General features: G+C 42.0%; 19 protein-coding genes. 5 read left to right on the forward strand and 14 right to left on the reverse strand.

What is annotated here, in order from left to right; genetic code table 11:
- Window positions 1–58: 58 nt before the first annotated feature.
- The 9 genes from PHW01_00520 to PHW01_00560 form a co-directional block, all read right to left on the reverse strand.
- Complete coding sequence (locus tag PHW01_00520; protein ID MDD5626488.1) at window positions 59–1,036, reverse strand: DNA-directed RNA polymerase subunit alpha; 978 nt, start codon at window positions 1,034–1,036, stop codon at window positions 59–61.
- Window positions 1,037–1,122: 86 nt separating this feature from the next.
- A complete protein-coding gene (gene rpsD / locus PHW01_00525; protein MDD5626489.1) occupies window positions 1,123–1,749 on the reverse strand; it encodes a 30S ribosomal protein S4 in 627 nt (208 codons plus the stop codon).
- A 108-nt stretch (window positions 1,750–1,857) separates the two neighbouring features.
- Complete coding sequence (rpsK, locus tag PHW01_00530; protein MDD5626490.1) at window positions 1,858–2,316, reverse strand: 30S ribosomal protein S11; 459 nt, start codon at window positions 2,314–2,316, stop codon at window positions 1,858–1,860.
- A gap of 79 nt (window positions 2,317–2,395) precedes the next feature.
- Window positions 2,396–2,785 (reverse strand): 30S ribosomal protein S13, encoded by a 390-nt coding sequence (gene rpsM, locus PHW01_00535; protein ID MDD5626491.1) that lies wholly within the window; start codon window positions 2,783–2,785, stop codon window positions 2,396–2,398.
- 102 nt (window positions 2,786–2,887) lie between these two features.
- Window positions 2,888–3,001 (reverse strand): 50S ribosomal protein L36, encoded by a 114-nt coding sequence (gene rpmJ, locus PHW01_00540; protein MDD5626492.1) that lies wholly within the window; start codon window positions 2,999–3,001, stop codon window positions 2,888–2,890.
- Window positions 3,002–3,119: 118 nt separating this feature from the next.
- Window positions 3,120–3,338, reverse strand: a complete 219-nt coding sequence (infA, locus tag PHW01_00545) for a translation initiation factor IF-1 (GenBank protein ID MDD5626493.1) — start codon at window positions 3,336–3,338, stop codon at window positions 3,120–3,122.
- Window positions 3,339–3,686: 348 nt separating this feature from the next.
- On the reverse strand, window positions 3,687–5,441 hold the full coding sequence (locus PHW01_00550; GenBank protein MDD5626494.1) for a hypothetical protein: 1,755 nt from the start codon (window positions 5,439–5,441) through the stop codon (window positions 3,687–3,689).
- A gap of 50 nt (window positions 5,442–5,491) precedes the next feature.
- Complete coding sequence (locus PHW01_00555) at window positions 5,492–5,851, reverse strand: hypothetical protein (GenBank protein MDD5626495.1); 360 nt, start codon at window positions 5,849–5,851, stop codon at window positions 5,492–5,494.
- A gap of 22 nt (window positions 5,852–5,873) precedes the next feature.
- Entirely contained in the window at window positions 5,874–7,136 is a 1,263-nt protein-coding gene (locus PHW01_00560) for a cell division FtsA domain-containing protein (GenBank protein ID MDD5626496.1), read from the reverse strand.
- 315 nt (window positions 7,137–7,451) lie between these two features.
- Between PHW01_00560 and PHW01_00565 the strand changes: the two genes are divergently transcribed.
- Both PHW01_00565 and PHW01_00570 read left to right on the forward strand, forming a co-directional pair.
- Window positions 7,452–8,036 (forward strand): septal ring lytic transglycosylase RlpA family protein, encoded by a 585-nt coding sequence (locus tag PHW01_00565; GenBank protein ID MDD5626497.1) that lies wholly within the window; start codon window positions 7,452–7,454, stop codon window positions 8,034–8,036.
- Window positions 8,037–8,219: 183 nt separating this feature from the next.
- The gene (locus PHW01_00570; protein MDD5626498.1) at window positions 8,220–8,921 is read left to right on the forward strand and encodes a hypothetical protein; all 702 of its coding nucleotides are present in this window, start codon (window positions 8,220–8,222) and stop codon (window positions 8,919–8,921) included.
- A 37-nt stretch (window positions 8,922–8,958) separates the two neighbouring features.
- On the opposite strand, the gene PHW01_00575 is transcribed toward PHW01_00570, so the two are convergent.
- The 5 genes from PHW01_00575 to PHW01_00595 form a co-directional block, all read right to left on the reverse strand.
- Window positions 8,959–9,132: a hypothetical protein gene (locus PHW01_00575; GenBank protein MDD5626499.1), complete on the reverse strand. Its 174-nt coding sequence runs from the start codon at window positions 9,130–9,132 to the stop codon at window positions 8,959–8,961.
- A 60-nt stretch (window positions 9,133–9,192) separates the two neighbouring features.
- Window positions 9,193–9,510, reverse strand: coding sequence for a hypothetical protein (locus PHW01_00580; protein MDD5626500.1), 318 nt, complete (start codon window positions 9,508–9,510; stop codon window positions 9,193–9,195).
- Window positions 9,511–9,536: 26 nt separating this feature from the next.
- Complete coding sequence (locus tag PHW01_00585) at window positions 9,537–10,046, reverse strand: nitroreductase family protein (GenBank protein MDD5626501.1); 510 nt, start codon at window positions 10,044–10,046, stop codon at window positions 9,537–9,539.
- Window positions 10,047–10,049: 3 nt separating this feature from the next.
- The gene (locus tag PHW01_00590) at window positions 10,050–10,457 is read right to left on the reverse strand and encodes an ACT domain-containing protein (GenBank protein MDD5626502.1); all 408 of its coding nucleotides are present in this window, start codon (window positions 10,455–10,457) and stop codon (window positions 10,050–10,052) included.
- Window positions 10,458–10,609: 152 nt separating this feature from the next.
- On the reverse strand, window positions 10,610–11,044 hold the full coding sequence (locus tag PHW01_00595) for a hypothetical protein (protein MDD5626503.1): 435 nt from the start codon (window positions 11,042–11,044) through the stop codon (window positions 10,610–10,612).
- Between the two features lie 416 nt (window positions 11,045–11,460).
- Between PHW01_00595 and PHW01_00600 the strand changes: the two genes are divergently transcribed.
- The 3 genes from PHW01_00600 (at window position 11,461) to PHW01_00610 (ending at window position 13,816) form a co-directional block, all read left to right on the forward strand.
- Window positions 11,461–11,616, forward strand: a complete 156-nt coding sequence (locus PHW01_00600; GenBank protein MDD5626504.1) for a helix-turn-helix transcriptional regulator — start codon at window positions 11,461–11,463, stop codon at window positions 11,614–11,616.
- A gap of 9 nt (window positions 11,617–11,625) precedes the next feature.
- On the forward strand, window positions 11,626–11,997 hold the full coding sequence (locus PHW01_00605) for a response regulator (protein MDD5626505.1): 372 nt from the start codon (window positions 11,626–11,628) through the stop codon (window positions 11,995–11,997).
- Window positions 11,998–12,067: 70 nt separating this feature from the next.
- The gene (locus PHW01_00610; protein ID MDD5626506.1) at window positions 12,068–13,816 is read left to right on the forward strand and encodes a GspE/PulE family protein; all 1,749 of its coding nucleotides are present in this window, start codon (window positions 12,068–12,070) and stop codon (window positions 13,814–13,816) included.
- The last annotated feature ends 38 nt before the right edge of the window (window positions 13,817–13,854 follow it).

Below are 13,854 nucleotides of genomic sequence, written 5' to 3' on the forward strand. Positions count from 1 at the left end.
AGATATCAGTGAAATCCTTGCCTTCCGAGGTTTAATACTTCACGAGAAAGTGCGGGATTTATTTTTTTTGCTGCAATAAAATTCCTTTCCGACCTAGAATTCTTTTTATCTCTTTTCTCGCCGAATCACCAATGCCGGGGATTTTGCCCAACTTCTCTTCAGTCATTTTAGCTAAATCTTTCACCTTGGTAACTCTTTTCTTCTTGAGAGCGTTCAACGTCCGCTTAGATAACCTTAGTTCCTCCAAAGACAAATCTTCTAAAATGGCGGCGCTTGCCAAAACCGCTTTCTCTCTCTTATCCCCTACGTTCCGTCTCGGAGTCTTTTTAATCATCTCCTTGACTTTAGCCAGTTTTAACCCTGCCAGACAAGAAAAATGATTCACTAAAATCTTTGCCGCTTCTTCCAAGGCGTCTTTAGGGCTCACTGTACCATCCGTCTCCAAGTCTATATTCAACTTATCAAAATTCGTCATTTCTCCCACCCGAATATTCTCAATCTTGTAGGATACATTCTTAATAGGAGTAAAAATCGCATCAACGGCAATTTCACCAATTTCGCGCTTCTCTTCCTCCCTTTGTTCCACTGGTTTGTACCCCCTCCCTTGACTCACTGTAATTTCCATCTCCAGTTCAGCTTTCTTATCCGTCAAGGTCGCAATGCGCAAATCGGGATTAGCGATCTCCACATCGCTCCCCGTTTTTATATCACGCGCCTTCACTTCCTTTTCACCCTTAACATTTAAAGTAATCTTGACTGGTTCTCTTTTATACACTTTGAACCTCAACTGCTTCAAATTTAAAATGATATCCACCATATCTTCTTTCACAAAAGGCAAAGCGGAAAATTCATGATCCACCCCCTTAATCTTTACCGCGGTTACCGCCCCTCCAGGCAAAGAGGAAAGCAATACCCTCCGCAGAGCATTGCCCAGGGTTAAACCGTATCCTGGAAAACAGGGCTCAATTACTAAAGTCGCCCGATTCCCTTGGGATTTAATGATTTCCACTTTTTGCGGTAATTGAATTTCCTCCATATTATTTGGTTCTAAAAGACACTTCTTGAAGACTTAGGGTAAATTTTTATCTCTAAGCCTTGAAGCGCTTTTTATCTAAAATGTTATTAACGCGAATAGTACTCCACAATCAACGCCATATCCACGGAATGATCGACATCTCTGCGACCTGGTTTTCTTAAAACTGTAATTACCTTAGTTTTAGGCTCTACAGAAAGCCACGTTACGGGTGCTTCCACAGGCAAATCAAGTTCTTTAAAATACTTATTATTTTGCGCCCTGGGAATTAAGGCAATCTTATCCTTCTCCTTCACCTCATAAGAGGGGATATTAACTTTTTTACCGTTGACTACAAAAAATTCATGATTCACTAATTGCCTCGCCTGCTGACGCGAACGAGCTAATTGCGCCCGATAAACGACATTGTCCAATCTGGATTCTAAAATTTGAAACAAAATATCGCCGGTAACTCCTTTTTTTTGACTTGCCACTTTATAATAGCGGCGGAATTGCCGTTCCAGAATACCATAAAGACGGCGCAGTTTCTGTTTCTCGCGCAAATGAAGACCATATTCGGATAGCCTGGCATTAAAGGCTTTAGGGCCTGTCCTGCCAGGAATATAATTTTTGCGCACCATCGCGCATTTAGGACTAAGACACCGCCCACCCTTTAAAAAAAGTCTTATTCCTTCACGGCGACAAAGGCGACATTTAGGACCTATTAATTTAGCCATAAATTCGGAATTAGGAATAGGGAATTATGAATCATGAATCAGAAATTAGGAAGCGAGGAAAAAAGCTGTTCATCTTTATTCCTGATTCCTGATTCCCACTTCCTTTAGTTATACTCTTCTTGCTTTGCGCGGCCGACAACCATTGTGAGGAATAGGCGTAACATCCTGAATAGATAGAATAGTTAAACCGTTGGCCGCAAGTGCTCTCACTGCCGATTCACGCCCCGACCCAATCCCGTTTAAGAAAACGTCCACCTTTTCTAAACCATAAATCTGTGATTTTTCGCAAGCGCTTTGAGCTACTTTAGAAGCGGCATAAGGCGTGGATTTCTTTGCTCCCCTGAATCCCAAGCGTCCAGCAGAACCTTGGGCAATCACATTACCATGCAAATCGGTCAAACTAATAATAGTATTATTATAAGTAGCATAAATGTGTGCTTGACCTTGCGGCACGTATTTCCGAATTTTCTTGCGTTTTCCCTCGGGTTTCGCCTCGCCCGTTTTGGCTTTCTGCTCTGTATCGTAATCCGCATTAGATTCAATTGTTTTAATCTTCTTTTTGCCCATAATGTTGGAATTAGGAATTGTGAATCAGGAATTAGGAAAGAAGAAAAAAGGCTATTCATCTTTATTCCTTATTCAGATTTTATGTTTTTTCTGACGCCGACCTGCGACCGCTGCCTGCTGTTTTACGGACATTGCCCCGCACTGTCCGAGAGTTGGTGCGGGTACGTTGACCGCGGGCAGGAAGATTCTTCGCGTGCCGCGAGCCCCTATAACTTCCAATTTCTTTAAGACGTTTAATATTGGTGGCGACTATCCTTCTTAAATCCCCTTCCACCTTATATTTTTTTTCAATAATATCCCGGAGCCTCCCTTCTTCTTCACTCGTCAGGAGAGACACATGTTTATCGACATCCACCCGCGCCTCCACTAAAATTTTTCTAGCCAAAGATTGCCCTATGCCATAAATATAGGTTAAACCAATCTCTATTCTCTTATTGGGAGGTAAAATAACCCCTGCGATGCGAGCCATAAAATTGGAATTGTGAATTATGAATTATGAATTATGAAATTTGACAGCACATTCTTAATTTTAGATTTTCGCGATTCGTAATTCGTAATTCTAGATTCGGTGTTAGCCTTGCCTTTGTTTATGTTTGGGATTTTCACAAATCACAAAAACCCGTCCCCTCCGCCGGACAATTTTACATTTTTTGCAAATCTTTTTTACAGAAGGTCTGACTTTCATAATCCAAAATTATTAACTCTTCGGCAAAGTTCAGGCCGTTCAGGTCGTTCAGACTCCGAAGAGTCTTCAGACTCAAGGAGCTCTGAAAAGGTACTGAACAAAGTCGAAGCATTAAAGACTATAATGATCGATAAACGATGCGGCCGAGGGAAAGATCATAAGGACTTAATTCCACGCGAACCCTGTCACCCGGCATAATCCGAATCTTGTTCAGCCGCATTTTACCGGAGAGATGTGCTAAAATCTCATGGCCGTTTTCCAGTTTCACCTTAAAGGTCGTAGATGGCAAAACTTCGGAAACTTTCCCCTCCATTTCAATTACATCTTTTCTGGACATCCTGCCGGAAAACACAGGATTATTTTTAGTCTTCTTGAACTTAATCATAGGAAATAAAACCCCTTGAAAATCTTACTTAATGTAACATAAAATACTAAAAAAAACAAGGATTTCTGCTAAACCCGATTTACCCTGCGTGATAAACCCCGTTAGATCCCGTTAGAAATATATTTCTAACGGGGCCACGCGTAGTTTAAAAACCACGCTCAAGGTGTTTTTATATTATATAACCAAAGACACTAAAGAAGCAATACCTCCCAAAGAAATATGACGAAATCCTTATCTCGCGGAGACAAATGCCTTTTAAATATTCTAACATTACAACTTCTTAAATTTACCAACTATTCTTTAGGGAAGGGCGCTTAAAACTTGAACTTCTATCTTTTTCTCCAAGGCAGGAACCTTTCGAACCCAAAATGGCCAAAGGCGAATATCTACCTGCCGTACCTCCGCAAGCGATTGCAGATATTTTTGAGCCGCTTCTTTGTTTAAATTGACAATCTTTTCCTTAACCTTCCCCTCGTCAATTTTCCAAAATACCTCCTTTTCTATATGCACCGTCATTAGGGCTTTTTTTTCATTTAAATCAACGCTCTCTAACTTATAACTTACCCCCTCTTCAGAAAGATTAAGGATATATTTATCGGTTCCCAAAAGACTACTTACCGCGCGCAAGGCCGCATCCCGAGCCTCTTCTTGGGAAAAAATGAGCGCCCTCATTTGAATTTTAACGACGGTCTCAAATGTATCCGCTTCCTCGTCAACCTTCTTACTGTGTTTCACTTCCGAAACCTCGCTAATAAGCGCCCCCTCGGATAAGGTAAACCCAGCAGGGAGATTATTATTAATTTCTGCGCGGGCGCTAGACGTGAGACTCTCAGTAATCGCTTTTTGCGCTTCCTCTAAATCCTTTTGGGTTACTATTTCTATATCGCGCGAAATTCCACCGACGAATGGATTACTGCTCTTCGCATAAATCTTCTCTTGTTTAGCGGGCGAAAAGGCCACGATGTAAAAATCCGATGGTCCGATATTGCCTTCGGGACCAGCCTGATCCGCTACCACGCCGACCTTCACGCTGCCCGGAATCACCTTGCCTTCGCCAGAAACTGACGCAGGAGGAATAGTCACCTGACTTTCTGTCCGAAATAAAATATTTTCTCGCGACATTAAACGAGTAGTGGGCACAAGGAGCTGACTCACGCCCAATTCATTATAAAGGATGACCTCTCCCCGCGCTTTTTCTAAAACCTGTTTCTTTCCCGTAGGTTTAAAAATTCGCGTTTCCTGTTTTTCCAAAGTAATGATCCGCCCGCTAATGCCCTCTTTTGAATTATCCGTTGCAGGGACGTCAGCTTTCACGACAAGGCTCACGTTCTCGCTCAAAGGTTCACTCTTGGGCACAATCGTAACCGTTGCCTTTGGTAAAATCAAAAAAATAATCACTAAAATCAGAAAAAAGCTAAAGCCGATAAATCCTAAACCCACTTTTGCCGAAAGAGAGGAAAGCCTTGTTGTTTTTCGTTTAGATCTCTTCTTTATCCTCCCTCTGTATTCTCTTTCGGGAGAAGGGTCCGGCGGGCGGGAAGAATCAGATTCCACAGGCGACGACCTCCGCCTTGGATCGGCGAGACTAGTCTGCCCAGAGGAAGAATCTTGCCGTAAAGGGTAAAACTTATTGCTCTTGGCACGGCGAATAATATCAGACACAGAGACCGCGGCCACGCCATCAGGGGACAAAAATGGATTGGCGGCTCGCGGAGAAGATTGACGCCAATCTTCTCTTTGCGGGATTGGATTTCCCATCTTCGTCTCTTGCGGCTTTTCAATCTCCGTAGTCAAGACTGCTTGGTTGCCTACTTTTTCTCGGACTTCTAAGCCGGCGCGAGTAGCCAGATGCTTCCCCAGTTGATCGGCGGTAACAATAATAATCTTTCGGCCTAAAATGTCACCCTGGCTTTTTAAAAGCTTCAGATTGATGAAACTTTGCGAGAGGAGAGCCCTTTGAGGAATTACCAAAATAATCTCTCTATCGGTAATCTTCCGAATCCGATCAATTACGCTCGTAATCTCTTCATCAATATCAATGTAAATGGTTTTCATAATAATAAACTCAAAGCTCAAATGTCAAAACTCAAAACTACAGGTCAAAACTAAAAATTTTTCTTTTTATATTTTTTTAAAAGTTGATTTAATATTTTCAATAAAGGTTTTCGCCAATCATCTTCTAACTGAGATTTGATGAGTTGCACTAATATCTTATCTCCTGAAGTCAGATGCAATTTTTCCAACTTTTTACATTGAGCTAAAATTTCAAAATCAATATCGGTGGCTAAAACATATTTGCTTTTCTCTAATGGGGTTAACTGAAACTGCTTTGTCAATCTCTGTTTTCTTCTTTGAAGTAATTCCTGATAATGCCTATCTTCTTTTAAAACTTTTCTTAATTTATATCCCTGATATCCTAGATTCAGATAAAAATCTTCAATCGCTTGCATTGATTTCTCTTGCATAACTTTTAACTTTTAACTTATCTCATGTTTGCATCATCCTCACCACGCGCCTTAAAATGCCGCCCATCGCCCCTTCCTCGCCAGCTAAATCCAGAGCCAAGTTTGCGAGCGCCATTGGCGTCACATCTTGAGTCTGGGTGAGTTTCCCGGTTTGATCCACAATATTTACCACTTCCTCCGGTTTAATAAAACTTACTTGCGGCAGTTTGGCAAAAGCTAAATCTTCTGACCAGCGAGGATTCACAATACTCGCTTTGATTTCCGGCAAGAGAGAGCCGCCGCCGCAAAGCAGAATCCGCGAAGGCAATAAATCAGATTCAGTAAACTCTGATAAAGCGAGTTCCAAACCCGACATCCAGACTCGCGTATCGCCGGCCAAAACTTCTTTAACGCGATTGAGCTCTCTTATATCTAACTGACCTAAGGAATATTTGATTTTTAATTCCTCTGCCTCGGGCAATCCTATCCCTAATTCTTGAGAGATTCTTTTGGTAAAAGCGCGTCCGCCGAGGGCGAACATTTTGGTCCCCTCCACACCTCCATTGCGCACGACCGCGATATCCGTCGTCCCGCCGCCTACATCAAGAAAAATAGCGGAAAATTCCGGCGCGTCTTCAAGCCCCAAGGAACGCGCCACGGCGTAAGGCTCGGCGGCGATAGAGAGTAAATCTAAATCTAATTCCGCGGCAATAGTCTGAAGCGCGCCCAAGTGCACTAAAGGGGCGTAAGCATTGAAGATGCCAATAGAGACATCTTTGCCTTGAAAACCCAAAGGATTAGTCACCCTGTAGCCATCAATCCTGACATCCACAATCGCCGCGTTAATCAATTTCACGTCAATCTCCGCGTGCCCTGTTTCCCAAGCAAGCTGCTTCCTTACTTTATCAAAAGCTTTCCATTGCACCTTATGCAGAATATTCTTTAATTCCGGCATATCAATCTTGGTTTTAGGCTTCAATCTTTCATAATGCACGGTCGTTGTGGACCCTTTAACAAGTTCGCCAGCAATACCCAAAATAACCTGCGTGGGGCGAAAACCCACTTCCTTCTCCGCTTCCCGGATCGCTTTCTCGCAGGTAGTGACGACGCCGGCAATATCCGTCACCGCGCCTGATTGCATGTCGCCGAAAGCCTGATTCGCGCGACCCACTCCACCAACATAACCTTTACCCTCTTTAGAATCTACCTTGAAAATCAAAGCCTTTACTACCGCTGTCCCGATATCCAAAGCAAGAGCGTAATGGTTCTTTTCCTTTCTTTTTTTTAATCTTGCCAATAATCCCATAGTAATCCTCTTAAAAACCCAAAAATTTCCCCGCAAAATTAGGAGTTGATTTTTATTAACAGATGAGGTTTAAAATCGTTTATTTTTTTATTCAGGCGTTCCTCTCTACTTCATTTCTTTAAAAAATACAACATATCACAAAAAATATGACCTTCAGCGATAAAATATGTCTCGCCTCTTACTGAAATAATTATACAATTTTTGTCTTGATTTGACAAATGTTTATCCACAAAGCCTTCTGCTATTGACTTTTCCTGATTTTTATATTATATTAAACACTCCCCAAAAACCGAAAAAATAGGGAGGAAAAACAGAATGATAAAAGTATGGCTTGTCCTTATTATTTCTATGTTGGCAGGGGTGCTCGTTTATCAACTCACACATCCCGCGATACCCATTACGCCTACGCAGAATTTGCCGACTCAACGGTCCGAGAAAAAAGAAAATGCGCGGAAAACAATTTTATGTCGTAACGTTCATTATACCATAACAACATCGCGCTTGCCCCGCAGCAAGATAATGCAAATTAAAATTGAAGCGCTTGCCAGTTGGTATGGCGAAATATTCCACGGCAAAATAATGGCGAATGGCGAAAAATTTGATAAAAATAATTTCACTATTGCCACGAATCTATCAAAAACCATTCTACCTTTAAACCAAAGGGTGACGGTGCAAAACCCGCGGACTAAAAAAGAAGTCATCGCCCGCGTGACCGATCGCGGACCGTGGGATTGTGCTATGGAGAATGGTAAAATAGAACTAGTATATCTGAATGAACATCTCGTGCCTCATCCCGAAAGAAAGTTTGACCTTTCCGAAAGGATGGCGCGCGAGTTAGGTTTTTGGGAAAAAGGGGTAGAGAAGATTATTATCCTCTTCTCCATACCCGCAGAGTCTTAAAAAAGACTCTTTTTTATTTTATCTTTATCCCTTCGCCTTTTTAGAGAAGAATACTCCGCAGTCTCTGCGGAGTGATAGATTTATATATCAATCCATCAAACAGCTTATCCCCCATTCAATCTTTGACAAAATTAATATTCAATTATATAGTATCATCAGAAACTTAAAAAAACAAAAAACCTTATGGAAAAAACAAAAAAATCTCCAACTACCTCTCTTAAAACAGTCCTGACCTTCATCTTGTTATTGCTTATTACCGCCGTCTTAATTTGCGCTGGTTACTGGTATAAGGATAATAAGACGGATCAAACGCAAAAATCCGCTCCCGCGCCAGCAGCAACAACAACCAAAAAAAATAATACAGGAGTCTGGAATACATATGTAAATCAGAGATTTAATTATTCCGTGCAGTATCCCCCTAAATTAATCTTAATGCCTCTTTCCGAGGGGGATAATCCCTTCACGGACGCTGTAGAAATAGGCGATGAGGGCACCTTCATCGTGGAAAAAACAGAAACACCAGGCGAGACGGACAAAACAATGGTTGTTGAGGGCATCTATTTAAACGACCAGAATAAAAATCTCACCCTTAAAGAATTCGCAGAAACCCAAGGTTCATTTATTAATCTCTGTCATGAAGATAGACCAGAAAAAACCCAAGAAGTAACCGCTAAAAACGGCGCTAAAGGAATTGAAGCCTGGTATTGGGTTAAAGAGGGATGCGAGGGAGCAGAGGCAAGGAAGTTAAATGATCCCTATGTTTTCTTTGACGCGCGACCAACTAACGATGTGATCATTGAATTATATGAAGGTCAAATAGATGATGTATTTCCCGAAATCGTCTCCACCTTTACTTTTATTGAACCTCGTAACTACGGAGATTAATCCTCGCCCCAATAATCTGAAACCGTAATATATCGCACTAAAAGAAACGATCGGCGTAAAACATAAGTTTAATTATCAAAAAGGCTTTAAAGCACCATAAATCCCGCGCCTTTGCGAGCGGAATAAAAAGACCTTGGAAGGTAAGGGATTTTTTGATACCTAACTTGCCTAACGGCAGGTATTCTTCTCTAAAAGGCACGAGATAAACCATTCATCTCTAATGAATAGTTTTTTTTAAATTAAAAAACCTAGCAAAAAATGCTAGGGTAATCTAAGAGATATCAAACACCTGAAAATCACTGCCTATGGCGACGAAGTAACCCGGACGACCGAATTCTCCTGCCACTATTGTCCAAAACAAAGACCAAAGCAATAAAGATTGAGATGAACTTTGATGCCGCATACACAATGTGTATAGCGTTTTTGTGGACATCCCCAGGCTTTGCCGAGAATGACCGCCACCAAGCTCAGTCTCCAGAGCGGGAGGACTAATTATGTCTTCCTCTCTAATCGCATCATACTCGGCGAGTAGCGCGGATGGCAAATTATTTCGGATCAACTCCTTGTTATTGGTCTCGTTCTTTCCCATATGAAAACCTCCTTCACAAAAAGAATCTAGCTGAACTTTTCCCAACACACAATCTCTGTAATGTTCTTGCGCGGCTTTGCCGCTGGCGTTTCATCTGGAACGCCAATAGGTAAAAGGGCGACTATTTTATATTTCTCCGGCACTTTTAATATTGCTTCTACTTTCTTTTGATCAAAAGAGCCAATCCAGCAAGCGCCCAATCCTTCCGCGGTGGCTTGCAGCGCCATATGCTCCACGGCAATAGCCAAGTCTACCGCATAGGCGGGAACTTCGCAAGACATCAGGCTTTTAGGATTCAAAGCCACAGCCGCGATCACAACAGGCGCCTCGGCGATAAAACTTTGGTTGGCAACAATACTAATCTTCTTGCGAATCTCTGTGTTGCGCACCACAATAAATTTCCAATCCTGGGCATTATGCGCCGAAGGGGCGAGCCGTGCGGCTTCCAAAATTTTATTCAGTTTTTCTTCAGGCACAGGATCCGCTTTGTACCTTCGAATACTGCGCCGTTCGCGAATTGCTTGCGTAACATCCATATTTTATTTTTTCACTTTTTTAAAGCCTAAACTTTTTAATACTCTTATTGCCTGAATTAAATCCTTATCCTTCACTAAAATATGATCAGTGGAATAACTGGAAAGGACGAAAACACTGATCTTTGCCAGAGCTAACGACGTAGTGACTTTTGCCAGAAAACCCACTAATTCAAAGGGGAAAACTAAATCAAAAGTAATTATTTTCCATCCATTTTCCACGGATATTACACCATATTCAGGAATTTTCTCTTGTTCTATCACGACAGTGGTTTCCTTCTGGTCTTGGATCACCGCAAACGCATTAGGTAAAGGTCTCTTGGTTTTCAAAACTGCGTAAGTTTCATGGTGGATATAGATTTTTCCCTCCTTAAAATAATTTTTTAGTTCACTTTGATTTTGCTGACGGGCCATAATGACATTTGCGGGTTTTAATTTTAGAAATCTCTAAATTTTTTCGGTACCGAAAACTTGCCGATGTCCGATACGCCGGCCGACCTTTGCGACTGCCAATTTTGGCATAATTTCTCATATCAAAATTATCACCCCTCTTACACTCAATTGCTTTACTTTACTTTGCGTGGCACCATGTCTTTTGGCTTATCCTTGATATTTAAGAAATCCATAATACCTGATTTTATTCCCTCTAAAGTTTTGCTATTGTGCAGGCCAGCTTTCTCCGCCTGATTATAATCCAAGAATGATAATGCGCTTTCCCATTGCTCATTGTGGATATTTCCGATATTTTTCAAAGATAATTCCCCCCAAATGGCGTCAGAGGCATTCGTATTGCCTGGTTCACTAAACGATAGAGTGATTTCTCCCCTATTTTTGAGAGCAAAGTAGATTGGTCCACCCCCTTTTTTTAAAGAATTTCTTAAAAGGTCTTTATTCATAGCAGGCGGATCTATCCGGAAGGTATAACCTTTTTGCTCTTCGCTTTCAGGAGATAAATCTGGGTCCCCAGCTTCTTCAGGGTTAAATTTGATTTCTTCAGGCATAGATTTGGTTTTAATTAGTTAAATTAATTGTCTAACTGCTATCCCGCTGCAGAGGCATCTTGCTTATATTATATCAAAAATTTTGGAAATAAAAAGGGCTATACCGCGAACTTTTCGGAGGTCAGACGAAAGTCTGACAATTACCCTCGCGCGACCTCCGCGTGTCAAGCTTTCGCTTGACCTCCTTATGCGCGCCGCAACTTTTTGGAGAAAATAAAGATAAAACACGAAGCATTCTGCTACTGGGGCGCGTGCGTTTCTGGATTTCTGCTCCCTTGTCTCTTATCAAATATTTTGGTAATATTAGAATGTGGCAGGCGGTAATGTTCATATATAAAGTATTCCGCAATTTAATATTGCTAATAAATTATAATAAACTCGGGCAAAATCAATATAAAAACGGATAAGGGGAAAAATTGGCTTATCATAAGGGAAAATTAGCCCATCTTGTCGATGTTTCCAATAATACGGTTACTGACATTAAAGCAGGAAAACAAGGTAATCTCACTATAAGAAACTCTAAAAAAATCGCCAAAGCCCTCGGTATATCTGTGGATAATTTTTTAATATAATACATTCATATGGCAACAACAAAGAAAAAAATTCTCATCATAGAAGACGAAAAGCCAATGGCACGCGCGCTTGAACTTAAACTCACGCACGCGGGCTTTGAGGTGAAAGCGGTATTTAATGGCGAGGAGGGAATCAAACTTCTCCAAGAAGAAACCTACGCGCTCATCCTTCTCGATTTGGTAATGCCCAATGTGGACGGATTTATGGTACTGGAGATCCTTAAAGAGAAAAAAATAAAAACTCCGGTCATGGTTCTTACTAATTTGAGTCAAGATAAGGATGAGGAGCGTACGAAAGCGCTCGGCGCAAAGGAGTTTTTTATTAAATCCAATACGACAATTGCAACCATCGTTGAGAAGGTAATAAAACTTCTAGAATAACTATTTTCTTGTGAACCCCGCTAGAGTTATTTTTATGGTTAAAACGGGGAAAAAAATAAAAATATAAAATATGAAGGACAAATTAAAAAACGATACAGTCAATTCCAACGGGGTGAAATTTGACGACAAAACAATAAAGAAGATTCTCTTAAAAGGGAACTATATTACTGAAGAAGATGTTAAGAACGCGGATGATTTTGCCACAACGCACCAAGTGTCATTCATAGGGTATCTGCTCCAAGAAAATCTCATCACCAAGGACCTCTTGGGGCAGGCGATTGCCGAATCGTTCAAGGTTCCCTACGCTGACTTAAATTCAGCACCACCCGCACCTCTGCAGGTGCAAAAAATTCCGGAGGAGACCGCGAAAAAATATCACGCGGTTATTTTCGCTGAAGAAAAAAACAAAACCGTAGTCGCCACCGATAATCCAGAAGATCCAACACTCCTGCCGGAATTAGAAAAGCTGTTTGTCGGCAGGAGGTTGAGCATTGTCTATTCGCTGACCGAGGACATCAACGCGAGCTTTGTGCATTATCAAAAGCCGCTTGAAACCCGCTTCTCTAAGATTATTGAGAGCAAAGGGCGAGTCGCGCCAGAGCTTTTGGAAGAAATTTTTGATGACGCGCTCGTATATCATGCCTCCGACATCCATTTTGAACCCAGGCAGAAAGATGTGCTTGTGCGGTTTCGCATTGACGGCGTTTTACAAGAAACCGGCAGGATCCCCAAAGAATATTACGAAAATATTCTTAATCGCATCAAGGTGCAAAGCGGTTTGCGCATTGATGAACACTTTGCCGCGCAAGACGGTTCGCTCCGGTATGAACCCTCCTCCTTTAAAGCTTCCTCCTACGCTAACGCTCCAGCGGGCAAAAAGGATAGCGTTGTTGTTGACCTTAGAACCTCAGTTGTCCCCACTGTTGAAGGAGAAAAAGTGGCATTGCGCGTACTCTCGGCATATGTGCAAGGATTTTCTCTTGGTGATCTTGGTCTTTCGCCGGCACATCAGCAGATACTTGAGCAAGCCGCCACAAAACCATTTGGCATGATTCTCGTAGCAGGTCCCACTGGTTCCGGAAAAACCACTACGCTTTACGCACTTTTGAAACTTGTAAATAGCCCAGAGGTGAACATCACCACTATTGAGGACCCGGTGGAGTACAGGGTGCTCGGCGTGAATCAAATTCAAATCAATCCTCTAACAAATCTCACTTTTGCCAAAGGACTGCGTTCTATCGTCCGCCAAGACCCGGATATTATTCTGGTCGGCGAGATTCGCGACGAAGAAACAGCAGAAATCGCCGTAAATGCGGCACTCACCGGCCATCTTCTCTACTCCACATTTCACGCCAACGATGCCGCTACCGCCATTCCTCGGCTTCTGGATATGGGCATTGAACCGTTTCTTTTGGCTTCCACGCTTGAGGTTATTGTCGCCCAGCGACTCGTGCGTAAAATTTGCGAACATTGCCGGCATAGTGTTACCAAATCGGCAAATGATTGGAAGACGCCTCAGCTTCGGTCAGTTATGCCATATCTTTCCAAAAAGTCGATCACGCTCTATGAAGGGAAGAAGTGCGAGATGTGCGGCTATACGGGGTACAAAGGACGAACTGCTATTTTTGAATTCATCCAAATCACTCCGGAGATGCGGAATCTCATCTTACACTCCCCGTCAACTAAAGAAATCTGGCAACTCGCCAGTAAGGATGGTTCAAAAACACTTTTTGAAGACGGCATTGAAAAAGTTAAGACTGGAGTAACCACAATAGAAGAGCTGCTTCGCGTCGCCGAACCGCCGCAGAAGAGTGGGTAGTAGGATTAGTTGGTAGTTTGTAGTGAGTAGTTAGTAGT

This window comes from Patescibacteria group bacterium (assembly GCA_028717685.1).
Classification (GTDB): Bacteria; Patescibacteriota; JAQUNI01; order JAQUNI01; family JAQUNI01; genus JAQUNI01.

Bases quoted from the DNA above. Each gene is read 5' to 3' on its own strand.
- PHW01_00520 (MDD5626488.1), bottom strand. From the start codon at position 1,036: ATGGAGGAAATTCAATTACCGCAAAAAGTGGAAATCATTAAATCCCAA.
- rpsD (MDD5626489.1), bottom strand. From the start codon at position 1,749: ATGGCTAAATTAATAGGTCCTAAATGTCGCCTTTGTCGCCGTGAAGGA.
- rpsK (MDD5626490.1), bottom strand. From the start codon at position 2,316: ATGGGCAAAAAGAAGATTAAAACAATTGAATCTAATGCGGATTACGAT.
- rpsM (MDD5626491.1), bottom strand. From the start codon at position 2,785: ATGGCTCGCATCGCAGGGGTTATTTTACCTCCCAATAAGAGAATAGAG.
- rpmJ (MDD5626492.1), bottom strand. From the start codon at position 3,001: ATGAAAGTCAGACCTTCTGTAAAAAAGATTTGCAAAAAATGTAAAATT.
- infA (MDD5626493.1), bottom strand. From the start codon at position 3,338: ATGTCCAGAAAAGATGTAATTGAAATGGAGGGGAAAGTTTCCGAAGTT.
- PHW01_00550 (MDD5626494.1), bottom strand. From the start codon at position 5,441: ATGAAAACCATTTACATTGATATTGATGAAGAGATTACGAGCGTAATT.
- PHW01_00555 (MDD5626495.1), bottom strand. From the start codon at position 5,851: ATGCAAGAGAAATCAATGCAAGCGATTGAAGATTTTTATCTGAATCTA.
- PHW01_00560 (MDD5626496.1), bottom strand. From the start codon at position 7,136: ATGGGATTATTGGCAAGATTAAAAAAAAGAAAGGAAAAGAACCATTAC.
- PHW01_00565 (MDD5626497.1), top strand. From the start codon at position 7,452: ATGATAAAAGTATGGCTTGTCCTTATTATTTCTATGTTGGCAGGGGTG.
- PHW01_00570 (MDD5626498.1), top strand. From the start codon at position 8,220: ATGGAAAAAACAAAAAAATCTCCAACTACCTCTCTTAAAACAGTCCTG.
- PHW01_00575 (MDD5626499.1), bottom strand. From the start codon at position 9,132: ATGGTTTATCTCGTGCCTTTTAGAGAAGAATACCTGCCGTTAGGCAAG.
- PHW01_00580 (MDD5626500.1), bottom strand. From the start codon at position 9,510: ATGGGAAAGAACGAGACCAATAACAAGGAGTTGATCCGAAATAATTTG.
- PHW01_00585 (MDD5626501.1), bottom strand. From the start codon at position 10,046: ATGGATGTTACGCAAGCAATTCGCGAACGGCGCAGTATTCGAAGGTAC.
- PHW01_00590 (MDD5626502.1), bottom strand. From the start codon at position 10,457: ATGGCCCGTCAGCAAAATCAAAGTGAACTAAAAAATTATTTTAAGGAG.
- PHW01_00595 (MDD5626503.1), bottom strand. From the start codon at position 11,044: ATGCCTGAAGAAATCAAATTTAACCCTGAAGAAGCTGGGGACCCAGAT.
- PHW01_00605 (MDD5626505.1), top strand. From the start codon at position 11,626: ATGGCAACAACAAAGAAAAAAATTCTCATCATAGAAGACGAAAAGCCA.
- PHW01_00610 (MDD5626506.1), top strand. From the start codon at position 12,068: ATGAAGGACAAATTAAAAAACGATACAGTCAATTCCAACGGGGTGAAA.